The 24,246-nt window shown below is 70.6% G+C and carries 21 protein-coding genes and 4 tRNA genes; 8 read left to right on the top strand and 17 right to left on the bottom strand.

What is annotated here, in order from left to right:
• Positions 1-2: 2 nt before the first annotated feature.
• Together JNO54_RS03600 and JNO54_RS03605 are read right to left on the bottom strand one after the other, a co-directional pair.
• Positions 3-1,553 carry a stealth family protein gene (locus tag JNO54_RS03600; protein ID WP_204142663.1) on the bottom strand — a complete coding sequence of 517 codons (1,551 nt, stop codon included), beginning with the start codon at positions 1,551-1,553 and terminating at the stop codon, positions 3-5.
• 161 nt (positions 1,554-1,714) lie between these two features.
• Positions 1,715-2,593, bottom strand: coding sequence for a glycosyltransferase family 2 protein (locus tag JNO54_RS03605; protein ID WP_204142664.1), 879 nt, complete (start codon positions 2,591-2,593; stop codon positions 1,715-1,717).
• A gap of 166 nt (positions 2,594-2,759) precedes the next feature.
• On the opposite strand from JNO54_RS03605, the gene JNO54_RS03610 reads away from it, so the two are divergent.
• Positions 2,760-3,221, top strand: coding sequence for an FAD synthase family protein (locus tag JNO54_RS03610; RefSeq protein ID WP_204142665.1), 462 nt, complete (start codon positions 2,760-2,762; stop codon positions 3,219-3,221).
• Between the two features lie 9 nt (positions 3,222-3,230).
• On the opposite strand, the gene JNO54_RS03615 is transcribed toward JNO54_RS03610, so the two are convergent.
• From JNO54_RS03615 to JNO54_RS03640, 6 genes are all read right to left on the bottom strand, one after another.
• A complete protein-coding gene (locus tag JNO54_RS03615) occupies positions 3,231-4,085 on the bottom strand; it encodes an NAD(P)-dependent oxidoreductase (RefSeq protein ID WP_204142666.1) in 855 nt (284 codons plus the stop codon).
• An 85-nt stretch (positions 4,086-4,170) separates the two neighbouring features.
• Positions 4,171-4,247 (bottom strand) — tRNA-Phe (locus tag JNO54_RS03620).
• A 25-nt stretch (positions 4,248-4,272) separates the two neighbouring features.
• Positions 4,273-4,346, bottom strand: a tRNA-Asp gene (locus JNO54_RS03625).
• Positions 4,347-4,377: 31 nt separating this feature from the next.
• A tRNA-Glu gene (locus JNO54_RS03630) sits at positions 4,378-4,450 on the bottom strand.
• A 97-nt stretch (positions 4,451-4,547) separates the two neighbouring features.
• Positions 4,548-5,612 carry a PHP domain-containing protein gene (locus tag JNO54_RS03635; protein WP_204142667.1) on the bottom strand — a complete coding sequence of 355 codons (1,065 nt, stop codon included), beginning with the start codon at positions 5,610-5,612 and terminating at the stop codon, positions 4,548-4,550.
• Between the two features lie 9 nt (positions 5,613-5,621).
• Positions 5,622-7,058: a GuaB1 family IMP dehydrogenase-related protein gene (locus JNO54_RS03640; RefSeq protein WP_204142668.1), complete on the bottom strand. Its 1,437-nt coding sequence runs from the start codon at positions 7,056-7,058 to the stop codon at positions 5,622-5,624.
• Between the two features lie 39 nt (positions 7,059-7,097).
• Between JNO54_RS03640 and JNO54_RS03645 the strand changes: the two genes are divergently transcribed.
• Complete coding sequence (locus tag JNO54_RS03645) at positions 7,098-8,354, top strand: DUF445 domain-containing protein (RefSeq protein WP_204142669.1); 1,257 nt, start codon at positions 7,098-7,100, stop codon at positions 8,352-8,354.
• A 7-nt stretch (positions 8,355-8,361) separates the two neighbouring features.
• On the opposite strand, the gene JNO54_RS03650 is transcribed toward JNO54_RS03645, so the two are convergent.
• Together JNO54_RS03650 and JNO54_RS03655 are read right to left on the bottom strand one after the other, a co-directional pair.
• A complete protein-coding gene (locus JNO54_RS03650; protein ID WP_204142670.1) occupies positions 8,362-9,273 on the bottom strand; it encodes a glycosyltransferase family 2 protein in 912 nt (303 codons plus the stop codon).
• Positions 9,270-10,196, bottom strand: coding sequence for a glycosyltransferase (locus JNO54_RS03655; RefSeq protein WP_204142671.1), 927 nt, complete (start codon positions 10,194-10,196; stop codon positions 9,270-9,272). The genes JNO54_RS03650 and JNO54_RS03655 overlap by 4 nt, the downstream gene beginning before the upstream one ends.
• A gap of 213 nt (positions 10,197-10,409) precedes the next feature.
• Here JNO54_RS03655 and JNO54_RS03660 point away from each other — a divergent pair, with 213 nt between their 5' ends.
• On the top strand, positions 10,410-11,552 hold the full coding sequence (locus tag JNO54_RS03660) for a UDP-galactopyranose/dTDP-fucopyranose mutase family protein (protein ID WP_204142672.1): 1,143 nt from the start codon (positions 10,410-10,412) through the stop codon (positions 11,550-11,552).
• Positions 11,553-11,619: 67 nt separating this feature from the next.
• Here the strand turns inward: JNO54_RS03660 and JNO54_RS03665 are convergent, their stop codons facing one another.
• The 4 genes from JNO54_RS03665 to JNO54_RS03680 form a co-directional block, all read right to left on the bottom strand.
• The gene (locus JNO54_RS03665; RefSeq protein WP_204142673.1) at positions 11,620-12,921 is read right to left on the bottom strand and encodes a glycosyltransferase family 2 protein; all 1,302 of its coding nucleotides are present in this window, start codon (positions 12,919-12,921) and stop codon (positions 11,620-11,622) included.
• 14 nt (positions 12,922-12,935) lie between these two features.
• The gene (locus JNO54_RS03670; protein ID WP_204142674.1) at positions 12,936-13,895 is read right to left on the bottom strand and encodes a glycosyltransferase family 2 protein; all 960 of its coding nucleotides are present in this window, start codon (positions 13,893-13,895) and stop codon (positions 12,936-12,938) included.
• 154 nt (positions 13,896-14,049) lie between these two features.
• On the bottom strand, positions 14,050-16,044 hold the full coding sequence (locus JNO54_RS03675) for an ABC transporter ATP-binding protein (RefSeq protein ID WP_204142675.1): 1,995 nt from the start codon (positions 16,042-16,044) through the stop codon (positions 14,050-14,052).
• The gene (locus tag JNO54_RS03680) at positions 16,041-17,774 is read right to left on the bottom strand and encodes an ABC transporter ATP-binding protein (RefSeq protein ID WP_204142676.1); all 1,734 of its coding nucleotides are present in this window, start codon (positions 17,772-17,774) and stop codon (positions 16,041-16,043) included. Before JNO54_RS03680 ends, JNO54_RS03675 begins: the two co-directional genes overlap by 4 nt.
• A gap of 73 nt (positions 17,775-17,847) precedes the next feature.
• Here JNO54_RS03680 and JNO54_RS03685 point away from each other — a divergent pair.
• The 5 genes from JNO54_RS03685 to JNO54_RS03705 all read left to right on the top strand — a co-directional run bounded on the left by JNO54_RS03685 (position 17,848) and on the right by JNO54_RS03705 (position 21,297).
• Positions 17,848-17,923 (top strand) — tRNA-Lys (locus JNO54_RS03685).
• Positions 17,924-17,950: 27 nt separating this feature from the next.
• On the top strand, positions 17,951-18,682 hold the full coding sequence (locus JNO54_RS03690) for an enoyl-CoA hydratase/isomerase family protein (RefSeq protein WP_204142677.1): 732 nt from the start codon (positions 17,951-17,953) through the stop codon (positions 18,680-18,682).
• Between the two features lie 59 nt (positions 18,683-18,741).
• On the top strand, positions 18,742-19,293 hold the full coding sequence (locus JNO54_RS03695) for a hypothetical protein (RefSeq protein WP_204142678.1): 552 nt from the start codon (positions 18,742-18,744) through the stop codon (positions 19,291-19,293).
• Between the two features lie 376 nt (positions 19,294-19,669).
• Positions 19,670-20,293, top strand: a complete 624-nt coding sequence (locus JNO54_RS03700) for a DUF47 domain-containing protein (RefSeq protein WP_204142679.1) — start codon at positions 19,670-19,672, stop codon at positions 20,291-20,293.
• A gap of 5 nt (positions 20,294-20,298) precedes the next feature.
• Complete coding sequence (locus JNO54_RS03705; protein WP_204142680.1) at positions 20,299-21,297, top strand: inorganic phosphate transporter; 999 nt, start codon at positions 20,299-20,301, stop codon at positions 21,295-21,297.
• Between the two features lie 81 nt (positions 21,298-21,378).
• On the opposite strand, the gene pstB is transcribed toward JNO54_RS03705, so the two are convergent.
• From pstB to pstC, 3 genes are read right to left on the bottom strand one after another with little or no spacing between them, the layout of a single operon-like run.
• A complete protein-coding gene (pstB, locus tag JNO54_RS03710) occupies positions 21,379-22,158 on the bottom strand; it encodes a phosphate ABC transporter ATP-binding protein PstB (RefSeq protein ID WP_204142681.1) in 780 nt (259 codons plus the stop codon).
• Between the two features lie 27 nt (positions 22,159-22,185).
• Positions 22,186-23,304, bottom strand: a complete 1,119-nt coding sequence (gene pstA / locus JNO54_RS03715) for a phosphate ABC transporter permease PstA (RefSeq protein WP_233703171.1) — start codon at positions 23,302-23,304, stop codon at positions 22,186-22,188.
• Complete coding sequence (gene pstC, locus JNO54_RS03720; RefSeq protein ID WP_307818048.1) at positions 23,304-24,245, bottom strand: phosphate ABC transporter permease subunit PstC; 942 nt, start codon at positions 24,243-24,245, stop codon at positions 23,304-23,306. The genes pstA and pstC overlap by 1 nt, the downstream gene beginning before the upstream one ends.
• Position 24,246 lies beyond the last annotated feature (1 nt).

The following is a 24,246-nucleotide window of genomic DNA, read 5'->3' on the forward strand; positions in this document are numbered from 1 at the left end:
TTCTACTCGGTGACTTCGTACGGCGAGGGGAAGGGCAGGAGCGTGGTGAGGATCCGCTCGACCCGGGAGGCTGCCAGCCCTTCGTCGACCTGCGTGGTCTCGTTGAGGCAGAAGCAGTCCAGGTCTGCACGGACGAGCATCCGCTCGATCCGGGCGTCAGCCGCGGGGTCGGCCAGGTCGATGAACTCGTAGGTGGTCCCCGACGGGACGGCCCGGCCGGTCTCGTCGGCCCACCAGGCCTGCAGCTGGGAGGCGAACGAGAGGTCGGTGGGGGAGCGGAAGCGCGCGGCGCTCGTCCGGGTCACCAGGTCGGGGCAGGCCGCGTCGATGTCCTCGAGAACGTCGCGCCGCTGCGGGTGGGGGGTGTGCCGGGGGCGCGTCGCGGGACGGCGGCCGAAGCGCTCCTCCATGAGCGTCCGGGCGTTCTTGAAGGCCTGCACGACGGGCAGCTCGTCGGCCGAGACCTCGCCCTCGTCCACGGGAACCATGGACGGAAAGTACCGGAGCAGCCCGGAGGCGGTGAAGAAGTACTCTGGCCGCAGGGGGCGGGCGAGGAAGACGTCGTCGTTGAGGTACAGGTAGTGCTGCGCCAGGCCAGGGATCCGGTGGAGGTTCGCCTCGATCGCGTGCGAGCTGAAGGTGGGCAGGTGCGAGGGGTCGGCGAAGATCTCGTCGTGCCGGACGACACGGACCTGCGGATGGTCGGTGTCGAGCCACGAGGGGACCTGACCGTTGGTGACGACGAAGATCGTCCGCACCCAGCTGGCGTAGGCGGCGACGGAGCGCAGCGAGTAGCGCAGCTCGTCTCGGCTCGTGAAGCGCGACGGCGACCACGAGCTCTCGTGTCCGGCAGCGGACCCGGGCAGTCCGCGGGCCTCGGCGAAGTCGCGCTGCCAGCCAGGGTCGTCGGAGTCCACCCACGTGTAGACGACGTCGATCGGGAAGGCCACCTGCTCGAGCGTCGGCGAAGGGGGATCCGCCGCCGGCTGCTCGAGGGCACCGGGCGGGATGGTCCGGGCGTACGGGTTGGGGCGGGGTGCCACGAGCGTGCCCACAGGCAGGAGGGGGCCATCGGGCGAGGGCCGGGCAGAGGAGATCTCGTCCCACACCTCGAGGTCCACGCCGAGCTCACGCGTCGGGAGGAGTCTCCCGGCGAGCGAGACCTGTGGTGCGAAGACGCGCAAGACGTCGCCGGCTCGCAGCTCAGGGGTCGAGGACATTGCGGCCACCGGGCCACGGCCCGACGGAGCGAGCCGGGCGATGTGCAGCCGGCGGTCGGCTCCCAGCGCCCGCAGGGCGACGCGGACCCGCTCGGTGTCCGTGGACGACACGACAACACGGTGCGGCTGGTCGTCCAGGCTCGGGAGGGTCCGCTGGGGGATACCGGCGTGAGCGAGGACGTCGACGACGAGATCTCGGCACTCGTCCCGCAAGGCCCAGGCGTCGAAGCGGTCGACGATCTCTGCGTGCAGCACGGACCGTCCGCGCCGGATCTGACGGGTCTCGCCCGGTGAGGCGTCCCCGATCGCGACCGGCCGGGTGCCGTCCCGCACGGCTCTTGCGTGGCGCCGGGCCCGCGCGCCTAGGTCGCCGAGCACGACCCAGGGCCTGCTGCGTTGGGCGTGCCGGTGGACATGGATCGGTTCCTCGGTGACATAGACAGGGACGGGACGCTTCGTGCTGCCACGGTAGAGCAGGGGACCGGTGGCCGCGGTCAGATGATGGGTGGCTGCCCGAGGCGCGCGAGCCGGAGCACGGTGCGCCACCGTATGGGGCGGCGTCCGCCGGGGTCTGTCGTGACGCCCTCGCGGAAGCCGGCGAACCAGGCTCGGAGGCTGTCCGGGTCGCGCCAGTTCCTCAGCACCGTGATGGCGGCCCAGACCGCAACGTAGACGACGGCCAGCGGCCACGGCAGGTTGCGCCGCGCGACCCAGACCCGGTTGCGCGAGTTGAGTCGCCAGTAGAGGTCGTGCCGGGTCGCGGCCGTGGCCGGGTGGTGGATGACGACCGCGGGGTCGTAGACCAGCTCCCAGCCGTGGTCGCGCAGGCGCCAGGCCAGCTCGATCCCCTCGTGGCCGAAGAAGAACGATCCCGGGAAACCGCCGACCTCCTCGTAGGCGGTGCGGCGGACGACCACCACCCCTTCGCACACCGCGAAGGCGGGACCCCCGACACCAGGGTCTCCGACGTGGGCGCGGGGGACCCACCGTCGGACGGTGACGCCGTCGGTGTCGGCGACCCGTGCGTGGACGAGGGCGAGGCGCTGGTCGGCGCGGAGGCGGCCGATGGCGTACGACAGGGCGTTGCTGTCGCGCAACCAGGCGTCGTTGTCGAGGAAGAGGACGAACTCGGACGTGCCGTGGCTCGCCCCGATGTTCCGGCCCTCGGCCGGGCCGACGTTCTCCTCGAGATAGATGGTCTGCACGTCGTCGGGGAAGCCGTGCGGCTCCCAGCCGTTGCCGACGAGGATGAGGCGGACGTCGACCCCGGTCTGGGACCGTGCGGACTTCAGGGCGTGCAAGGTCTCCGTGTGCCGGTCGCCCTGGCTGAGGACGACGACGTCGATCGTCGGGGTCCCGGTGACCGCCTGCATGGATGACCTCCTCCTGGGGCGCCCCGCGGACACCACGCCCTCCAGGGTAAATGCGACGAGGCCGATGGGTGAACGCCCGGTGTCGGCACGGTGGAGCCTGCAGGGGTGCACCGCCTAGACTCCGGTGACCCCCAGCTCCCCGCTCCGGTAACGAGGTTCATCGCCCATGGGCAAGACCGTCCTCACGTACGGCACGTTCGATCTCTTCCACATCGGTCACCTCAACATCCTCAAGAGGCTGCGCGAGTACGGGGACCGGCTGATCGTCGGGGTCTCGACCGACGAGTTCAACGCGATCAAGGGCAAGAAGCCGGTCGTGCCGTTCGAGCAGCGCCTCGAGATCGTCCAGAGCATCCGGTACGTCGACCTCGCCATCCCCGAGGACCGCTGGGCCCAGAAGCGCGAGGACATCGCCACCTACGACGTCGACATCCTCGGGATGGGCGCGGACTGGGAGGGCAAGTTCGACGACCTCGCCGACGTGGTCGAGCTCGTCTACCTGCCCCGGACCGACGGGATCTCGACGACGGAGATGAAGAGGGTGCTCAGCGCCTTCGACGCCCGCCACGTCGAGGAGCTCAAGAGCACGATCGACAGCATCGCGCAGATCGTCAAGGAGCTCAGCTGAACCTGTCGGTCAGCCAGCGAGGCCGTCGAGGAGCTCGTCAAGCCCGGTGACTCGGGCGGCCTCCTCGGGGGTGCGGCGCGGAGCGTCGCCGTACGCCCGCCGGTACACCTCGGCGATGGCCCGGTACAGCGCGTCGCCCTGGCCGGCGGCCGCCTGGGTGGCGGCGATCTCCTCCATCTCGGCGGGGAAGCGGTCCGACTTCGCGATGGCGACGGCGAGGTCCTTCGCCAGGTCGGCGGTGAGCTCGGGGATCCCGATCCGGAGGTCCTCGACGACCGCGTCGAGGACTCCGTGGTGGTTCGCGGTGAGCAGCGACTGGAGAAGCAGGGCCTTGGTGCCCTTGTAGATCGCGGCGGTCGACATCTTCGTCGCCGACGCTCCGCCCACCTGGTCGCCCACGACCTTCGCGGTGAGGCCCGGGGCCACCAGGTCGGCGAAGGGGGTGCAGTCCGGTCCGGAGAGGAAGAGGACGGAGTCCGTGGCCGGGCCGGGCGGCGGGCCGCTGACGGCGCCGTCGACGACCCGGCACCCGGCGGTCGTCAGGACGTCCGCGACCTCGGTCATCGTCACGGGGGAGATGGCGTTGAGGTCGGCGACAACGGGGCGGTGGCCGGTTCGGGTGGCGGCGTCGGCGATCTCGTGCGCCTGCTCGACCGCACGGGCCGGGGGGACGATGCTCACGACCGCGTCGCTGGCGGTCACGACCTCGTCGACCGAGCCGAGGAGGGTGAGCTCCCCGGCAAGCTCGCGGGTCCGGTCGCTGCGCCCGGCGACGGTCGTGACCACGCGCACGCCCCCTTCGCCCCAGACGCGCCCGAGGGCGCTGCCCATGGCGCCCGGCCAGAGGATCCCGATCGTCGTCATGCCGCACACTCTCCCACCAGCGGTCGGGGAAACCCGTCCAGGGACGACGAAGGGCGCCCCGGTGTGGGACGCCCTGTCGATGCTCTGGTGGCCAGGGGCGGGGTCGAACCGCCGACCTTCCGATTTTCAGTCGGACGCTCGTACCAACTGAGCTACCTGGCCGAGTCACGTCCGACGACGTGACGAGCGACCCCGACGGGACTCGAACCCGCGACCTCCGCCGTGACAGGGCGGCGCGCTAACCAACTGCGCTACGGGGCCTTGATGGTGCAAGGCCGTGCTGCTTCTTGCGTATCCCCAACGGGATTCGAACCCGTGCTACCGCCGTGAAAGGGCGGGGTCCTAGGCCGCTAGACGATGGGGACCTGCTCCCGCAGACCCCTCGCCACGCAGCAGGCAGCGCCCGGATCCGTCGAGGACGTTGAAACTATAGACGCCACCTCGTCGTCTGCCAAAACGGGGTCACGAGCGACGGCTGCCTGACCACTCGAGGAGGCGCTCGGCGCCCCAGGTGGTGACGATCCGGTCGGCGTCGATGCCCAGGCGGTGGGCGCGCTCGCAGCCGTAGACCTTCATCTCGAGCTGCCCCGGGGCGTGGGCGTCGGAGTCGATCGCGAAGAGACAGCCGAGGTCGCGGGCGAGCTCGATGAGCTCGTCCGGGGGGTCGCACCGCTCGGGGCGGCTGTTGATCTCGACGGCGACGCCGTGCTCCGCGCACGCCTCGAAGACGGCACGGGCGTCGAACTCGCTCTGGGGCCGCGTCCCCCGCCCGCCCGTGACGAGCCGCCCGGTGCAGTGGCCGAGGACGTCGACCCGCGGGTTGCGGACCGCGCCGAGCATGCGCTGCGTCATCGCCCCCTTCGGTGCTCGGAGCTTGCTGTGGACGCTCGCGGTGACGATGTCGAGCCGGTCGAGCATCTCCTCGGTCTGGTCGAGGCCGCCGTCGTCGAGGATGTCGACCTCGATGCCCTTGAGCAGGCGGAAGGAGTCGCCGAGAGCACCGTCGATGCGCTCGACGAGCCGCAGCTGCTTCTGCAGCCGCTCCACGGAGAGGCCGTTGGCGATCCGCAGCCGGGGGGAGTGGTCGGTGAGGACCATCCACTCCTGCCCGAGCTCGACGGCGGTGAGGACCATCTCCTCGATCGGGCTGCCGCCGTCGGACCAGTCGGAGTGGGTGTGGCAGTCGCCGACGACCGCCTCGACGAGGGCGGCCGCGCCGTCGTCGAGGTCGGTGAGCGGACCCCCTTCGTCCTCCTGCTGGCGGGCGAGGTAGGCGGGCAGCTCGCCCGCCACGGCCTGCTCGATGACGCCGGCGGTCGACCTCCCGATCCCTGGCAGGTCGGTGAGGGTGCCGTCGGCGACCCGCTCAGCGATGGCGTCCTCGCCCTGCTCGGCGACGACCTTGGCGGCGCCGCGGAAGGCCTCGACCCGGCGGCTGTGCTGCCGTGAGCGCTCGAGGAGGAAGGCGGTACGCCGCAGGGCGTCGTAAGGGCCGACACCGGCGGTCAGGGGCTCGAGTGAGTGCATCTCGTCAGCTCACCAGGACGTGTGCAGCGGTCGGCCCTCGGCGTAGCCCGCCGTCGACTGCAGCCCGACGAGCGCGTGCTCGTGGAACTCCTCGAGGGTGGCTGCCCCGGCATAGGTGCACGAGCTGCGCACGCCGGCGATGATCTGGTCGATGACGTCCTCGACGCTCGGGCGGGCGGGGTCGATGTACATGCGGGCCGTCGAGATCCCCTCCTCGAAGAGGCCCTTGCGGGCCCGGTCGAAGGGGGAGTCCTCGGCCGTGCGGTTGCGCACGGCCCGGGCGGAGGCCATGCCGAAGGACTCCTTGTACTGCCGGCCGTCGGCGTCGGTGAAGAGGTCGCCGGGGGACTCGAGGGTCCCGGCGAACCACGAGCCGATCATGACGTTGGACGCGCCGGCGGCCAGGGCCAGCGCGACGTCGCGGGGGTGGCGGACCCCGCCGTCGGCCCAGACGTGGCCGCCGAGCTCGCGGGCGGCAGCCGCGCACTCGAGGACTGCGGAGAACTGCGGCCGGCCGACCGCGGTCATCATCCGGGTCGTGCACATGGCGCCCGGGCCCACTCCGACCTTGACGATGTCGGCGCCGGCCTCGATGAGCTCGCGGGTGCCCTCCGCCGAGACGATGTTGCCCGCGACGACAGGCACCTGCGGGTCGAGGGCCCGGACCGCGGCGACGGCGTCGAACATCTTCTGCTGGTGGCCGTGCGCGGTGTCGATGACGAGCACGTCGACGTCGGCGTCGAGCAGGGCCTGCGCCTTGCCGGCGACGTCACCGTTGATCCCGACGGCGGCGGCGACCCGCAGCCGGCCCTGCGCGTCGACGGCGGGGCGGTACATCGACGAGCGGACCGCGCCCTTGCGGGTCTGGATGCCGACGAGTCGTCCGTCGGCGCCGACCACCGGAGCGACCCGGCGGCGCTGGGTGCTCAGCTGCTCGTAGGCCTCAGCAGGATCATGCACCTCGCCGAGGGTCACGACGTCGGTGAACATCACGTCGCGGACCTGGGCGAAGCGGTCGACGCCCTCGAGGTCGTGCTCGGTGACGATGCCGACCGGTCGTCCGTCCTCGACGACCACACCGGCGCCGTGGGCGCGCTTGTGGATGAGGACGAGCGCCTCGCCCGCGGTCGTCGTGGGGTCGAGCTCGATCGGGGTGTCGTGGACGAGGTGACGGGACTTCACCCAGGCGATGACGTCGGCGACGACGTCGACCGGGATGTCCTGCGGCAGCACCGTGAGCGCGCCACGCCGGGCGGTGGTCTCAGCCATCCGTCGGCCGGCGACCGCCGTCATGTTCGCGACGACGAGCGGGATCGTCGTGCCCGTGCCGTCGACGCTCGCGAGGTCCACGCCGTGGCGGGAGGTCACCTCGCTGCGGCGCGGCACCATGAAGACGTCGTCGTAGGTCAGGTCGTGCGTCGGCATGAGGCCAGGCAGGAACTCCACCCGGGAAGTCTAAGGACCAGCCTGGGGTTAGATCGTCTCGTGAGCTTCCTCATCGAGACGCCGGCCGACCAGGCCCGCCGTGCCGGGCTGCGGCGCATGCGGGTGGTCGCGACCTCTCTGCTCGCCCTCGCGGCGGTCATCTACGTCGTCACCCTGCGCCTGGACCACGACGGGGTGTGGGGCTACGTCAACACCGCCTCGGAGGCGGCGATGGTGGGCGCGCTCGCCGACTGGTTCGCCGTCACGGCTCTCTTCAAGCACCCGCTCGGGCTGCCGATCCCGCACACCGCGCTCGTCAAGCGTCGGAAGGACGAGCTCGGCCGCAGCCTCCAGGAGTTCGTCTCGGAGAACTTCCTCACCGAGGAGATCGTCCGGGAGCGGCTCGCCTCGGCCCAGGTCGCCCTGCGCCTCGGCCGGTGGCTGGAGCACCCGGCGAGCCGCGAGCGGGTCCTCACCGAGGCCGTCCGTGCCGGGCGCGCAGGCCTGCAGCGGATGAAGGACGAGGACGTCGAGGACTTCCTCTCCTCGCTCCTGCTGCCCCGCCTCGCCAAGGAGCCGATCAGCCCGATCGCCGGCTCCCTCCTCGACTCCGTCGTCGAGGAGGGCGCGCACTCCGGGCTCGTGGACCTCGGCATCGACCACCTCGTCGCCTGGCTGCGCGACAACCCGGAGGTCTTCGCCGATGTCGTCGGCGAGAAGGCGCCGTGGTGGAGCCCGCCGTGGCTCGACGAGCGGCTCATCGGCTGGGGCTACAAGCAGGCGGTCACCTGGCTCGAGGAGATGCGCTCGGACGAGGGTCACCCTGCGCGGGTCGCGCTCGACGACCTGCTCAAGCGGCTCGCCCACGACCTCCAGCACGACGACGAGGTCCAGGCCAGCGCGGAGCGGCTCAAGGAGCGACTCCTTGCCCACCCGCAGGTGCCCAAGACCGCGGTCGGCATCTGGCAGTCCTTCCGCACCGCCCTCATCGGGGCGATGGACGACCGTGAGAGCTACTTCTGGCAGCGCGGCGACGAGCTGCTCACGCACATCGGCGAGCACCTCGTCGAGGAGCAGTCCTGGCGTGATCGGCTCGAGTTGCACCTCGGGGAGGCTGTCGCCTTTGTCGTCAACACCTACGGAGACGAGCTCGCCGAGGTGATCTCGGTGACCGTCGAGCGGTGGGACGCCGAGGAGGCGAGCCAGCGGATCGAGCTCTTCGTGGGCCGCGACCTGCAGTTCATCCGGATCAACGGCACGATCGTCGGTGCGCTCGCGGGCCTGGTGATCCACGCGGTGAGCGTGCTCGTCACCTGAGCCTCCGTCAGAGGACGGGCGGACGTCCCAGCCGGGTCATCGTCGCCACCGTGCGCCACCGCATCGGATGACGCACGGGCCGGTCGGCCCATCCTTCGCGGTAGCCGGCCAGCACCTCGCGGACGGGCTCACGTCGGAGGGCGGGGACGAGGAGCCAGGTGAGCAGGTAGGCGAGGAGGAGCGGGGCAGGGAGCGAGCGCCAGGCCATCCACATCCGGTTGCGGGCCTGGAGCCGTACGTGGTCCGGGTGCCGGGAGGGCAGGGTCCGTGGGTGGTAGGAGGTGAGGTCCGCCGAGTACCAGATGGACCACCGGTGGTCGAGGAGCCGCCAGGCGAGGTCGGACTCCTCCATGGCGTAGAAGAAGCGCGGGTCAAAGCCGCCCAGGTCCATGAATGCCTCGGCCCGGACGGCGCACGTCGCCCCGATGAAGTGGGTCACGGCCCCCGAGCGGTCGGCCGACCCGCCACCCACGCGAGGGACGTGCCGTCGCTGCGTGCTGCCCTGCTCGTCGACGATCCGCACCGCCATCGCGCCGAGCTCGGGGTCGGCGTCGAAGCGTGCCAGGATCGCCGCCAGGTGGTTCGTGCCCTGCAGCTCCGCGTCGTCGTCGAGGAAGACGAGCACGTCGGCGTCGCACGCCGCCGCCGCGATGTTGCGCCCTGCCGGGATGCCGACGTTCTCCGGAAGCACGAGGAGCTGGTCTACGGGCGCCGGATCCGGGGGCGCGGCCCCGTTGACGAGGAGCACCAGGTGGGCGTCCACGCCCTCCTGGGCGCGCACGGACGCGAGGGCGCGGGTGAGCTCCGTCGGGCGGGTGCACTGCGTCAGCACGATGACTGCGATCCGTGGACGAGGAGCGCGCGGGGCCGGGGTCATCGTGAGGGGCAGCTCATCCGGACGGGTCTCGCTGATGGTCATGACGCCGGAAGTCCTCTCGGGATGAGGGCCGCGCAGCGGGCCGCCTCTCGGGCCTGCCGGCTCGAGGCGACCAGATCCCCGGCGCGGGCCCGCGTCAGCGCGGCTCGCCCGGCGAAGAAGACGGAGTAGGCAAGCGCCCGCCGGACCGCCGCGGTGCGGTGCTCGGGCGCGAGGTGCTCGCTCACCACGCCGATCGCCGTGACGCGCTCGCGGACATTGGCGCCGGTGCGCACGAGCGTGGAGGTGTGCGAGCCGTCGTGCTTCCGGTAGCGGGCGAGGACCTCGTCGACGAAGACCACCCGACCGTGGGCCGCGAGGCGGGTCCACATCTCCCAGTCGGCGGCGTGGGGGAGGTCGGTCCGGTACCCGCCGGTCTGCTCGTACGCGGAGCGTCGCACGGCGATCCCGGGGGCGCGTACCCGGTTCGAGACGGCCAGTGAGTCCAGGGCGTCATCCCAGACGCCGGTCCCCTGCCGGTACGAACGGGTCGTGTACCGCGTGACCCCGTCGCCGTCGATGTCCTGGACCCGGCAGACGGCCGCCACGGTGGTGGGAGCGGAGAAGGCCTGCTCCATCTGCGCGTAGAAGCCCGGCAGGGTCTCGTCGTCCCCGTGCAGCAGGTGGATGATCTCGCCCCGCGCCAGCGAGATGCCGCGGTTGAAGGTCGCGACGGCGCCGAGGTTGGCAACGTTGCGGACCAGCCGGACCCGTCCCTGCCCTAGCTCGTCGACGACCCGCTCCGGGTGGTCGCTCGAGTCGTCGTCGACGACGACGATCTCTGCGTCCCCGCGGTCCCCGAGCTGCGCCACGACGCCGGGCAGGGCGCGTGCGAGGTAGCCGGCGCAGTTGTGGACGGGGATGACGACGGACCAGAGAGGCCGTTCGTCTCCCTCCACGGGGTCGACTGCGGGGATTCGCGTCATGCTGCCAACATCCGGGGTGATGGCCAACTCCCGGTGAACTGTGCTGGCGAGTCAGGTGTCGATCAGCGGACGCCTTGGTGCAACGGCCCTCAGCGGCGTGGCGGACCGCCCGCCGGTGCCTACCGTGGCCAGCGTGTTCTCACCACTTCACCCAACCCTGACCCCAGCCACCCGTCCCGGCCCGCGCCGGCTCGTCCCCGCGGAGGTGTCGTCGTGAGGTTCGGTATCGCCGGCGCCGGCTTCTCCGGTGCCGTCATCGCGCGTGAGCTGGCCGAGGCGGGCCACGAGGCCGTCGTCTTCGAGACCCGCGAGCACGTGGCGGGCAACTGCCACACCGAGCGGGACCCGGAGACCGGCGTGATGATCCACCGGTACGGTCCGCACATCTTCCACACCGACAACGAGCGGGTGTGGGAGTACGTCAACCGGTTCGGCGTGATGATGCCGTACAACCACCGGGTCCGGACGACGGTCGGTGGCAGGACATACCTCCTGCCGGTCAACCTGCTGACGATCAACCAGCTCTTCGGCACCGCGCTGCGGCCGGACGAGGCACGCGCGTTCATCGCCGACCAGGCCGACTCGAGCATCGAGGAGCCGCAGAACTTCGAGGAGCAGGCCCTGAAGTTCATGGGCCGCCGCCTCTACGACGCCTTCTTCCACGGGTACACGCGCAAGCAGTGGGGCCTCTCGCCGACGGAGATCCCGGCCTCGGTGCTCAAGCGGCTCCCGCTGCGGTTCAGCTACGAGGACTCGTACTTCAACCACCCGCACCAGGCGATCCCGCGGGACGGCTACACCGCGATCGTCGAGGGGATCCTCGACCACCCGGGGATCGAGGTGCGCCTGTCGACGCCCTACACGCCGGAGGACCGTGAGGAGTACGACCACTCGATCTGGTCCGGCCAGCTCGACGCCTGGTTCGACCACGAGCACGGCCCGCTGCGCTACCGGACCCTCGACTTCGAGGAGATCCGTGCGACCGGCGACTACCTCGGCTGCTCGGTGATGAACTTCGGCGACGTCGACGTGCCGTACACCCGGATCGCCGAGCACAAGCACTTCGCCCCGTGGGAGGAGCACGAGGGCACCGTGTGCTTCCGCGAGTACAGCCGCCTCGCCGAGCCTGGGGACATCCCCTACTACCCGATCAGGATGGCGAACGACAAGACGCTGCTCAGCCAGTACGTCGAGGCCGCGAGGGCTGAGCAGGACGTGACCTTCGTCGGGCGCCTCGGTACCTACCGGTACCTCGACATGGACGTGACGATCGGTGAGGCGCTCACCGCGGCCGACGGGATCCTCGAGGCGATCGAGGAGTCCCAGCCAATCCCCTCACTCTTCGTCGAGGCCTGAGACACGAAGGGGGGACCGTGCCGGACGACGACCCGGCACGTCCCCCCTTCGTGGTCCCCCCGGGGGCTCAGACCTCGTACGCGCGCTCGTCGAGGCGCTCGGCGGTGTGCGGGTCGGCCGCGGCGAGCCGCTTCTCGATGTCCGCGAGGCGCCGGTCCATGTCACGGAGCCGCTGCTCGATGACCACCAGGCCGAAGAGGACGTCCCGCCCACCAGAGTCCGGCGTCTTGCTGCGGGCCCGCGTGAGATAGCTCGTGAGGTGGTGCCCGCGGGTGGTGTTGCGGAGGTACCGGCCGGTGAGCTGCGCGGTGTGCTTGAGGCCTGAGTGCCGCAGGTGGAAGGCCGCGGTGACGACCGGGTTGTCCGACCCCGGGCGCGTGGAGAGCGTCCGGACGAAGGTGCCGAACTCGCGTTTGGACACGGCCTTGCTCAGCCGGTGGGCGGCTGCCCCCTTGTTGTTCTCCGTCAGTGCGCGCTCGATGGTCTGGGGCGAGTACTGGGCGAAGATCGGGACGAGGATGTCGAAGAGGCGCCGGCGCAGGGCAGGCGGGGTCCGGCGCGAGATCCACTCCATCTGAGAGATGACCCAGCCCAGCAGGGGTACCTGGTAGAGGTCGAGCAAGCCCCGACCCGCCAGCCACGAGTGGATCGTGTCGTGGTGGTGGAAGATGTGGAAGAGCCGCTCGTCGGCGGTCGCCATCGTTTGGCCGCTCCGAGCCACGCGGTGGTAGCAGAGCACCTCGGGCACGGGCGCGATCGACCTCGCCGAAACCACGCAGAACCAGTGGAAGGGGTTGTCCTCGAAGAAGCCATCGCTCACGGGGAAGCGGATGGCGTGCTGCTCGAGCAGCTCGCGCCGGTAGAGCTTGCGCCAGGGCACGGCGATGAAGCGCAGGAAGGCGTGGCTGGTGGGGACGTCGAGCGTGTAGACCGGTTCGCTCAGCTGGGCCCAGCGGTGCGCATCGGCGGGATCGCGTCGCTCACCGGTGCCGTCGACCTCCTCCTGGTAGTCGCACATCGCGAGGTCGGCGCCCTGGGTGACCGCGGCCGCGTGCAGCTTCTCGAACATCGTGGGCTCGATGTGATCGTCACCGTCGACGAAGCCGACCCACGGGGAGGTCGCCCGGTCGAGCCCGGCGTTGGCAGGGGTCGCCACGCCGCCGGGGCTGTTCTCGTCGAGGAGCACAGGGACGAAGCGGGAATCGCGGGCGCAGAACGCTTCGATGCGCTCCGCGGTCGAGTCGGTCGACCCGTCGTCGACGACGAGCACCTCGATGTCGTCGAGGGTCTGCGCAGCCACGCTCGCGAGGCACTGCTCGATGTAGTCCTCGATGTTGTACGTGGTGACGATGATGGTGACCTCGGCCACGGCGCCTTCCTCTCTCAGGTCTGGGCTCGGCGGACGATGCGGCCGGCGAGCCCCGCGTCCTGCTTGAACCGGATGCGGTGGAAGTCCCCCAGGTCGATGCGCAGGAGGTGCTCCTGCACGCGGAGGTCGAACTCGTCGCGGACGTCCGGGGTGATCCGTCCGGATGCCCACCCGGTCAGCCGGATGACGAGGTCCCAGTAGTGGTTCGCGAAGCGCCGACGCGTCGCGGGGCGGGCCTCGAGCTCGGAGTACGTCTCGTCGAGGGCGTCGATGAGACTCAGCCGGGCACGGCTCTCACGGTTGGTGAGGTTGCGTCCGCCCTCGGCGACGATGTGCGTGCACAGCGGCTGGTCGATGAGCAGGATCTGGTCGGCGTCGACGAGGGTGAGCCAGTGCCCGAGGACGTCGTTGTGGACCTGGGTCGAGCCGAATCGCAGACCGGTACGGCGGTAGTGGTCGGTGCGGACGATCTTGTTCCACGGATAGTTGGTGAAGCCGAGCAGGCGAGGCACCTCGTCGAGCCGGGCCAGCCTCCGAGCCTGGTGGACGTACTGGTCCCAGACCGCGACGTCGTAGGAGTTCATGCTCTCGGACACGGAGTCGGCCCGCCGGTACCGGTAGGACAGCACCGCCACGCTCGCCCCGCTGTCGTCGAGCGCCCCCAGGGCCGAAGTGAGGCTCTCGGTGTGGATCTCGTCGTCCGCGTCGAAGAACAGGGCGTACCGGCCGGAGGCGCGTGCGAAGCCGTGGTTGCGAGCGATCCCGGCCCCGTGGTTGCTCGCCAGCTCGATGAGGACGACCCGGGGGTCGGTGATCGCCCCGACGCGCTCGACCGAGCTGTCCGTGGAGGCGTCATCGACGACGATCACCTCGACGGTGGCCGTGTCCAGCGCGAGGAAGGACGTGATCACGCTGGTGACGGTCGCGCTCGCGTCGTGCATGGGGATGATGACGGACAGGTCCGGCTGGCTCATGGGGGCGGATCCCTCCTGTCTGTCGTCGATCGGTGACCCTGGGCGCGGCCAGGTTAGCCACCGCCCGGAGAACGCAAGCCGCCCTGCGTGCACGTTTCAGGTGAACACGCGGCGTCCTGACGGCGAACGAGCCTGGTCCGGGCCGTGCGGGGTCTCAGTCGTCGTCGGCGGCGACGAGGGCGCCCCGGAACTGCTCGGCGTAGAGCGCGGCGAAGGCACCACCCTGCGCGAGCAGCTCGGCGTGGCTGCCCTGCTCGACGATGCGCCCGTCCTCCATGACGAGGATGAGGTCGGCGTCGCGGATGGTCGAGAGCCGGTGCGCGATGACGAAGCTCGTCCGGTCCTGCCGCAGCGCGGCCATGGCGTGCTGGACGAGCACCTCGGTGCGGGTGTCGACCGAGCTTGTCGCCTCGTCGAGGATGAGCAGCGCCGGGTCGGAGAGGAAGGCGCGCGCGATGGTCACGAGCTGCTTCTCGCCGGCGGAGAGGTTCGAGGCCTCGGCGTCGAGCTCGGTGTCGTAGCCGTCGGGCAGCGAGTGGACGAAGCGGTCGACGAAGGTTGCGCGGGCCGCCTCGAGGATCTCACCCTCGCTCGCGCCGGGACGTCCGTAGGCGATGTTGTCGCGGATCGTCCCGGAGAAGAGCCAGGTGTCCTGGAGCACCATGCCGATCCGGGAGCGCAGGTCGTCGCGGCTCATCGACGTGATGTCGACGCCGTCGAGGGTGATCCGGCCGCCGTCGAGCTCGTAGAAGCGCATGACGAGGTTGACGAGGGTCGTCTTGCCCGCCCCGGTCGGGCCGACGATCGCGACGGTCTGCCCCGGCTCCACGACGAGGTCGAGGTCCTCGATCAGTGGCCGCGCCGGGTCGTAGGAGAAGCTGACGTCCTCGAAGGCCACCCGGCCCCGCGGGTCGTCCACCCGCGTGCTGGTCGTCGGCTCGGGCACCTGCTCCGGCACGTCGAGGACGTCGAAGACCCGCTCCGCCGAGGCGACACCGCTCTGCATGAGGTTGGCCATCGACGACATCTGCGCGAGCGGCTGGGTGAACTGCCGGGAGTACTGGATGAAGGCCTGCACGTCGCCGAGGCTCATCGTCCCGCTCGCGACGCGGAGGCCGCCGAGCACGGCGATGACGACGTAGTTGAGGTTCCCGACGAACATCAGCGTCGGCATGATGATGCCGCTGACGAACTGCGCGCCGAAGCCGGCACGGTAGAGCTCCTCGTTCTGCCGCGCGAAGTCGGCCTCGGTCTGCGCCTGCCGCCCGAAGACCTTCGTCAGGCTGTGTCCGGTGAAGGACTCCTCGACGATCCCGTTGAGCGCGCCCGTGCGCGCCCACTGGGCGACGAAGTGCTTCTGGCTGCGCCTGCCGATGAGCCCGGTGACGACGATCGAGACGGGGATGGTCACGAGCGCGACGAGCGCGAGCGTGGGGGAGATGTAGAACATCATCGCCAGCATCGCGACGACGGTCAGCAGCGAGGTGAGCAGCTGGCTGAGGGTCTGCTGCAGCGACTGCGCGACGTTGTCGATGTCGTTGGTGACGCGGCTGAGCAGCTCGCCGCGTGGCTGGCTGTCGAAGTAGGGGAGGGGGAGCCGGTGCAGCTTGTCCTCGACGTCGCTGCGCAGCCGGTAGATCGTCCGGTTGACCGCGCCGGTGAGCAGCCAGCCCTGGGCCAGCTGGAGCAGCGCGGCGACCGTGTAGAGCACGAGGACGAGCACGAGCACGCGTCCCACCGCGCTGAAGTCCACGCCCTGCCCCGGGACGACGTGCTCCATCGCGGCGAGCATGTCGGCGAGGCGGTCCTGCCCGCCGGCACGCAGCCCCTCGACCGCCTGCTCCTGGGTCGTCCCGGCGGGGATCTGCCGGCTGAAGACCCCGGCGAAGACGAGGTCGGTGGCCCGGCCGAGGATCTTGGGCCCGAGCGCGCTGAGCACCACGCTCACGACGGCGCAGCCGAGGACTGCGCTCATGGTGAGCCGCTCCGGCCGCAGCAGGCCGATGAGCCGTCTCGCGGACGGGCCGAAGCTACGGGGCTTCTCGGTCGGCTGACCGATCCGCATGTGGGGGTTGCCGCCGCGGGCCTGGGAGGCCGGTCCGCGGCGGGCCGCGGCGGCCTTCTCCTCAGCGGTCTTGATCTCGCTCATGCCGCGGACTCCGACATGGCCTGGCTCTCGACGATCTCGGCGTAGGTCCGGCACGACGCGAGCAACGCGTCGTGCGTCCCGTCGCCGACGACCCGCCCGTCCTCGAGCACGACGATCCGGTCGGCGTCGACGATGGTCGACACACGCTGGGCCACGACGATGACCGTCGCGTCCCGGGTGACCGGGCGAAGGGCGGCGCGCAGCCGCGCGTCGGTGCTCAGGTCGAGCGCGGAGAAGGAATCGTCGAAGAGGTAGATGTCCGGGCGTCGTACGAGGGCGCGGGCGATGGCGAGCCGTTGGCGCTGCCCGCCGCTGACGTTGGTGCCGCCCTGCGCGACCGGTGAGTCCAGCCCTTCGGGCATCGCGCGGACGAAGTCCTCGGCCTGCGCGACGCCCAGCGCCTCCCACAGCTCGTCCTCGGTCGCGTCCGGCGCCCCGTAGCGCAGGTTGCTCGCGACCGTCCCGGTGAAGAGGTAGGGCTTCTGCGGGACGATCCCCATCCGCGACCAGAGGTCCTCGAGGGCGACCTCGCGGACGTCGACGCCACCGACGAGCAGCGAGCCGCCGGTGACGTCGTAGAGGCGGGGGATCAGCCCGAGCAGGGTCGTCTTGCCCGACCCCGTCGAGCCGATGATGGCCGTGGTCTGCCCGGCCTCCGCCCGGAGAGACACCGTCGACAGGACGGGCACCTCGGCGCCCGGGTAGGCGAAGCCCACGGCGCGCAGCTCGACGTCCGCGCGGCCGGCCGGGATCGGTCGCGGCTCGGCCGGGTCGAGCACGCTCGTCGGGGTGTCGAGGACCTCCGCGATGCGGGTCGCGGCGACCGAGGCCCTCGGGATCATCATCGACATGAAGGTGGCCATCATCACCGACATGAGGATCTGGACGAGGTAGGCCATGAAGGCGCTGAGCGCGCCCACCTGCATCTCGCCGGAGTCCACCCGTGCCGCGCCGAACCACAGCACCGCGACCGTCGACGCGTTGAAGATGACCATGACGATCGGGAAGGCGGTCGCCATGAGCCGCCCGACCGCGACTGCCGAGCCCGTGTAGACCTCGTTGGCCTCGGCGAAGCGCGCCCGCTCGTGCCGCTCACGGACGAAGGCGCGCACGACGCGCACGCCGGTGATCTGCTCGCGGAGGATCCGGTTGACCTGGTCGATCGAGGTCTGCATGACGCGGAACCACGGGATCATGCGGGAGATGACGATCCCGACGGCGATCGCGAGCAGCGGGACGGCCACCGCGACGAGCCAGGACAGCCCGACGTCCTCACGCAGCGCCATGACGACGCCGCCGACCATGGTGATCGGGGCGGAGACCATCATCGCCAGGCCCATGTAGACGAGCGTCTGCACCTGCTGGACGTCGTTGGTGCTGCGGGTGATGAGCGTCGGGGCGCCGAAGCGGGTGACCTCCTGCTCGGAGAACGAGCTGACCCGGTGGAAGACCTGGCCGCGCACGTCACGGGCCATCGCCGACGAGGCGCGCGCCCCGATCCAGGTCGCGCCGATCATCGCGAGGACCTGGACCAGCGAGACCGCGAGCATCCACCCGCCCGCTCGGACGATGTAGTCCGTGTCCCCCTTCGCCACCCCGTCGTCGATGATCTGCCCGTTGATCGAGGGGAGGAAGAGGGACGCGATCGTGCCGGCCAGCTGGAGCACCAGGAGCAGGAGCAGCAGGGGGAGGTAGTGCCGCAGGTAGGTGCGGACGAGGCGCAGCAGCACCTCATCACCCTAGACCCGGGCGAAGGGGGTGGCGCGCCCCGATACGCTGACCCGGCGGCCTGCCGGGTCGCGAGGGCCTCTAGCTCAGTTGGTAGAGCCGCGGACTTTTAATCCGTAGGTCGTCGGTTCGAGCCCGACGGGGCCCACCACGCCCGAGGTCTCGTATCCTGGGGCTCGTGTCCGAGCTGCGCGCCTTCGTCAACCTCTCCGTCGCCGACCGCATCGCCCACATCGAGCTGGCCCGACCCGAGTTCGGCAACGCGCTCGACCTCGCGATGACCCACCAGCTGCGCGACGCCGTGCAGCGCTCGCTCGACCACCCCGAGGTCGACATCCTCAAGCTCACCTCCACGGGTGACGACTTCTGCGTCGGCACCGACACCCAGGCTGCCCGCGATGCCGACGACCCCACGACCGAGGTCTTCGAGCAGGCTGCCGCGCTCGACGAGATGTTCGGCATCCTCAACGCCTCCACCAAGCCCGTCGTCGCGGGCGTCCAGGGCCTGGCGGCGGGCTCCGGGCTCGGCATGGCGCTCGCGGCCGACTTCACCCTGTGCACCCCCGACGCGTCCTTCCGGGTCGCCAACGACGGGGGCCTCGGCGCACCGGACCCCGGTCTGGCCTGGCTGCTCCCGCGGGCCGTGGGGCAGCAGCGTGCCCTGTCCTTCGCCCTCGGGCGCCAGACGCTCGACGCCCAGACCGCCGAGCGGTGGGGACTCGTGACGATCGTCGAGGACGACCTCGGCCGCGCCGTCCACGACCTCGCGCGATCGCTCACCGGGGAGAACCTCTGGGCCAACGGCGAGACCCGCCGCCTGCTGCGGGCCTCGTGGGACACCAACCGCACCGAGCTCTCGCAGTCTGAGGCCGTGACGATGGTCCGGGCGATGCTCCGGGCACGGAGCTGACCGTCAGCGACCCCGGTCCGCGACCTCCTCGCCGCCCGCTCCGCCTCGGGCCGGCGGCCATGGAGGCGCACGGCGCCACGCTCCCCGGGCCCGCCGAGGCGGCCGAGGCGGCTCACGCCGCCGCGGCTCTCGTCGTCTCCGCAGGGCGCGCCGACACCGACCCCGAGCTTGCCGCGCGACTCGTCGGTCTCGTCGACGAGGTCGGCCTGGACACCCTCGCCGAGCTGTGGTCCGACCGACCGGCCCGCAGCCTCCCCGGCGCGCTGTGGCGCCTCTACCTCGTTCGCGAGTGGGTGCGCCGTCAGCCGGCGGAGGCCAGCCGCGAGTACGGGGCGGGGATGCTCGTCGCCCCGGTCGAGCACGTTGTCGCCGGCGTCGCGGAGCCGCCCGGGCCCGACGACGTGCTCGCGATGATCGACGCCGTCCTCGGCGGCGCCTTCCGGGGAGATCTCGACGTCGCCCTCGAGCGGTGCGCCGCCTTCTGCCTCGTCGTCGCCACCGGCCGCGCCCACGACGACAGCGCGGACGTCGAGCTGGCGGCCGCACTGTCCACGACGGCCGCAGACCTGGCCGCCTGCGCGGCGCTCTGGCGGGCGGACGCGCTCGTCTGAGCCCACGTCGCAGATCGGGGGGCGAGGGGGAATGCCCCACCCAGGTTGCCGCGTTACCCTCGACGGTGCGCCGGGTCGCGGTAGCCCCGGGTCCCAAATTCAGCCGCTACGAGCGGCCACGTGCCGAGAGGCGCTCCCGGCCCGGCGCACCCACCCCCTTCGCCCACCCCCTTCGCACGAGCCAAGGCTCCTGCCGGGGTCCTGTCGCACGAGCCAAGGCTCCTGCGGGGGTCCTGTCGCACGAGCCAAGGCTCCTGCCCTCCGCCCGCACGGGCTTGACGTTGAACGCGAGGTGACCGACGGGTTTCGCCTGGGTGACGGGGAGGCCCTACGCTGATCCGCGGCCATCCCCTCTGCCTCATCGGAGCGATCTGCTGTGGGTTTCCGCGTCACCCCTCAGGACAACACCTTCTTCGACCTCCTCGCGAGGTCGGCCGCCCACTCCGTGGAGGGGGCAGAGCAGCTGACCGAGCTGCTCGCTGCCCCGCACGCGGAGCGCGCCGCCATCGCCAAGCGGCTCGGCGACATCGAGCACGGCGCCGACGAGGCCACCCACGAGGTCATCCGCAAGGTCAACAGCTCCTTCATCACCCCCTTCGACCACGTCGACATCGTCGAGCTGGCCGCCGCGCTCGACGACTGCGTCGACGCCATGGACGCCGTCGGCGGGATGGTCGTGCTGTACAACATCGGGGATCTGCTCCCGGGAGTCAGCGAGCAGGTCGCGGTGATCAGTCGCATGGCCGAGCTCACCGCAGCCGCCATGCCGCGGCTGCGCTCGATGAAGGGCCTCGACGAGTACTGGATCGAGATCAACCGGCTCGAGAACCAGGCCGACACGATCTACCGCCGGCTCGTCGCCAGCCTCTTCAACGGGGCGGTGACCGACGCGATCGAGGTGCTCAAGCACAAGGACGTCATCGCCGGCCTCGAGACCGCGGCCGACGCCTTCGAGCGGGTCGCGCACCGGGTGGAGACCATCGCGGTCAAGGAGTCCTGACGCTCGTGGAGCTCCTCCCGGTCATCATCGTCGTCTGCCTGGCGATGGGCTTCAACTACACCAACGGCTTCCACGACGCGGCCAACGCGATCGCCACCTCGGTCTCGACGCGTGCCCTCACCCCGCGGGCCGCCCTCGCGATGGCGGCGGTCGCGAACCTCGTCGGCGCCTTCTTCGGGACGAAGGTCGCCCAGACCGTCGGGACGGGGATCATCGAGGCGCCGGCCGGGCACACCGGCATGGTGATCTGCGGGGCGGCGCTTATCGGCGCGATCGCCTGGAACATGCTCACGTGGTGGTTCGGGCTCCCCTCGTCCTCCTCGCACGCCCTCATCGGCGGGCTCGGCGGTGCCGCCCTCGCGGCGGGAGCCGCGGTGCAGTGGCGCGGGATCTTCGAGAAGGTCATCGTCCCGATGATCGCCAGCCCGATCGTCGGCCTGATCGTCGGGTACCTCGTGATGACCGCGATCATGTGGATCTTCCGCAGGGCGCACCCTGGCCGCGCGCGACGAGGCTTCCGCTACGCGCAGACCGTCTCCGCCGCCGCCATGGCCTTCGGTCACGGCATGCAGGACGCCGCGAAGACCGCCGGCGTCGTGGTGCTCGCCCTGACGGTCGGTGGGTACCAGGACCAGGGCGACGACTCCATCCCCCTGTGGGTCCTCGTCATGAGTGCCGTCGTCATCAGCCTCGGCACCTACGCCGGTGGCTGGCGGATCATGCGGACCCTCGGGAGGCGGATCATCCACCTCGACCCGCCGCAGGGCTTCGCCGCCGAGGTGACCGCGGCGTGCATCCTCTACGTCGCGACCGCGATGCGGGCCCCGATCTCCACGACGCACGCCATCACCTCCGCGATCATGGGCGTCGGTGCGACGAAGAACCTCAAGGCGGTCCGCTGGGGCGTCGCCAAGAACATCGTCGGGGCCTGGATCTTCACCTTCCCCGGTGCCGGCCTCTCCGCCGCCGCGATGATGCTCCTCGGCCGGGCGATCCTGCTCTGACCCGGCAGGGGACGCGAGAGGGCCGGGTGCAACCCCCTGCCGCTGCACCCGGCCCGGCCCACTCCCCCCGGGGGCTGACGATCAGCCGAAGCGTCCCGAGATGTAGTCCTCGGTGGCCTTCTCGGTCGGGTTGTTGAAGATCTGGCTCGTGTCGTCGAACTCGACGAGCTTGCCGGGCTTGCCGGTGGCCTCGAGGTTGAAGAAGCCGGTCATGTCGGAGACGCGAGCGGCCTGCTGCATGTTGTGCGTGACGATGACGATCGTGTACTCGTCCTTGAGCTCGTGGATGAGGTCCTCGATCGCCAGGGTCGAGATCGGGTCGAGCGCCGAGCACGGCTCGTCCATGAGGACGACGTCCGGCTTGACCGCGATCGTCCGCGCGATGCACAGGCGCTGCTGCTGACCTCCCGAGAGGCCCGAGCCGGGCTTGTCGAGCCGGTCCTTGACCTCGTTCCAGAGGTTGGCGCCCTGGAGCGAGGACTCGACGAGGTCGTCCGCGTCGGCCTTCTTCATCTTCTTGTTGTTGAGCTTGACCCCGGCGAGGACGTTGTCGCGGATCGACATCGTCGGGAAGGGGTTCGGGCGCTGGAAGACCATGCCGATCTTGCGCCGCACGTTCACCGGGTCGACGCCCTTGCCGTAGAGGTTCTCGCCGTCCATGAGGACCTCGCCGTCGACGTAGGCGCCGGGGATGACCTCGTGCATGCGGTTGAGCGAGCGGAGCACGGTGGACTTGCCGCACCCGGAGGGGCCGATCATCGCCGTGACGCTGCGGGGCTGGATGACCATGTTGACGTCCGCCACGGCCTTGAAGTCGCCGTAGTAGATGTCGAGGTTCTTGATGTCGATGCGCTTGGACACGTCGGGTTGTCTTCCTCTTCAGCCGGGTCAGCGGCCGGTCTTGGGGGCGAAGTACTTGCTGATGAGCCGGGCGACGATGTTGAGCACCATGACGATAGCCATGAGGGTCAGCGCAGCGGTCCAGGCCAGGTCGAGGCTGTCCTGCTTGTTCAGGCCGGGGCTCGAGTAGGAGCTGTAGGCGAAGAGCGGCAGCGCGGACATCGACCCCTCGAAGGGGTTGAGGTTCATCCCCTTCGCGGCGCCCATGGTGATGAGCAGCGGTGCGGTCTCGCCCATGACCCGGGCGACGGCGAGCGTGACGCCCGTGGCGATACCGGCGATGGCGGTGGGGAGGACCACCTTGGTAACCGTGAGCCACTTCGGGACGCCGAGCGCGTAGCTCGCCTCGCGCAGCTCGTTGGGCACGAGCCGGAGCATCTCCTCGGTGCTGCGCACGACCACGGGGATCATGAGCACCGACAGCGCCACCGCACCGACGATGCCGGCCTGGTAGGCGGGCCCGAAGAAGAGGGTGAAGAGGGAGATCGCGAAGAGGCCGGCGACGATCGAGGGGATGCCGGTCATGACGTCGACGAAGAAGGTCAGGCCCTTGGCCAGACGGCTCCTGCCGCCGTACTCGACGAGGTAGATCGCCGCGAAGATCCCGATCGGGATCGAGATGAGCGCCGTGAGCCCGGTGACGATGAGGGTGCCCATGATCGCGTGGTAGGCGCCACCGATCTCGCCGGCGCCGACGCCCCGCATGGAGTACGTGAAGAACTCCGCGTCGAGGCGGTTGACGCCCTTGGAGACGATCGTCCAGATCACGGAGAGCAGCGGGGTCAGGGCGACGAGGAACATCGTCGTGACGACCGCCGTGACGAGCCGGTCGGTCGCGTGGCGCGGGCCCTCGGCCCGGCGAGAGGCCACGTAGATCGCGACCGAGTAGATCAGCGCGGAGACGATGATCACCGGGAGCACGCTGAAGCCCCAGACGAGGCTGACGATCGCAGCGCCGGCGATGACCGATCCGCCGAGCACCGCCCACCGCGCCTGCTGGCTCAGCCCGCCGTTCCACCGGCCGGCGTCCATCCCGGAACCGCCGGTCGTCGTCTGACCGCTCGTGAGCGGGGCGCTCTCGGGCGCCTTGTCGTCGATGTCGGTCATCAGTTGGCTCCGGAGAACTCGGACCGGCGGGAGATGACCCACCGGGCGAACATGTTGACGAGGAGCGTCACCGCGAAGAGTGCCAGGCCCGAGACGAAGAGAGTGCTGCGCTCGACCCCGAAGGACTCGGGGAAGTTCAGGGCGATGTCTCCGGCGATCGTGCCGGACGCCCGCGAGGTGAGCAGCTCCCACGAGATGACCGAGCCGCTGGCGGAGAGGACGATGGCGACCGCCATCGTCTCGCCGAGCGCGCGCCCGAGGCCGAGCATGGCGCCGGAGATGACGCCAGACTTGCCGAAGGGGATGACGGCCTGCGTGATCATCTCCCAGCGGGTGGCACCGAGGGCCAGCGAGGCCTCCTCGTGCAGCTGCGGGGTCTGGAGGAAGACCTCTCGGTTCACCGCCGTCATGATCGGCAGGATCATGATCGCCAGGACGATGCCGATCATGAGCATCGTTCGGCCGGTGACCGTGACGTTGCCGCCGAAGGGCGGGAGAAAGCCGAGCGTCTCGTTGAGCCAGCCGAAGGTCGGCACGGCGTCGCTGGCGATCTGCAGGCCCCACAGGCCGAAGATGATCGAGGGCACCGCCGCCAGTAGGTCGATGATGTAGCCGAGCCCGGCCGCGAGGCGACGGGGCGCATAGTGCGTGATGAAGAGCGCGATCCCGATGGAGAGCGGGAAAGCGATGATCAGCGCGATGATCGAGGAGTAGAGCGTGCCGAAGATCAGCGGCGCGACGTAGCTCGCGAGGCCCTCTCCGCCGCGCACCTCGCCGGAGTCGGCGGTGATCGCCGGGAGCGCCATGTAGATGAGGAAGCCGGCGACGGCGGCGAGCGTCGCGAGGATCGCGACCCCGGAGCCGACGGAGAGCCCGGAGAAGATCCGGTCGCCGCGGCGGGTCACCGCCTTCGGTGGGGAGCTGGGGGTCGTCGTGCTCACT

The sequence above is a fragment of the Janibacter endophyticus genome (genome assembly GCF_016888335.1).
In the GTDB taxonomy this organism is placed as follows: domain Bacteria; phylum Actinomycetota; class Actinomycetes; order Actinomycetales; family Dermatophilaceae; genus Marihabitans; species Marihabitans endophyticum.

Coding starts and splice junctions, on each gene's coding strand:
- JNO54_RS03605 (WP_204142664.1), bottom strand. CDS start 2,593: ATGCAGGCGGTCACCGGGACCCCGACGATCGACGTCGTCGTCCTCAGC.
- JNO54_RS03610 (WP_204142665.1), top strand. CDS start 2,760: ATGGGCAAGACCGTCCTCACGTACGGCACGTTCGATCTCTTCCACATC.
- JNO54_RS03615 (WP_204142666.1), bottom strand. CDS start 4,085: ATGACGACGATCGGGATCCTCTGGCCGGGCGCCATGGGCAGCGCCCTC.
- JNO54_RS03635 (WP_204142667.1), bottom strand. CDS start 5,612: ATGCACTCACTCGAGCCCCTGACCGCCGGTGTCGGCCCTTACGACGCC.
- JNO54_RS03650 (WP_204142670.1), bottom strand. CDS start 9,273: ATGACCATCAGCGAGACCCGTCCGGATGAGCTGCCCCTCACGATGACC.
- JNO54_RS03655 (WP_204142671.1), bottom strand. CDS start 10,196: ATGACGCGAATCCCCGCAGTCGACCCCGTGGAGGGAGACGAACGGCCT.
- JNO54_RS03670 (WP_204142674.1), bottom strand. CDS start 13,895: ATGAGCCAGCCGGACCTGTCCGTCATCATCCCCATGCACGACGCGAGC.
- JNO54_RS03675 (WP_204142675.1), bottom strand. CDS start 16,044: ATGAGCGAGATCAAGACCGCTGAGGAGAAGGCCGCCGCGGCCCGCCGC.
- JNO54_RS03695 (WP_204142678.1), top strand. CDS start 18,742: ATGGAGGCGCACGGCGCCACGCTCCCCGGGCCCGCCGAGGCGGCCGAG.
- pstA (WP_233703171.1), bottom strand. CDS start 23,304: ATGACCGACATCGACGACAAGGCGCCCGAGAGCGCCCCGCTCACGAGC.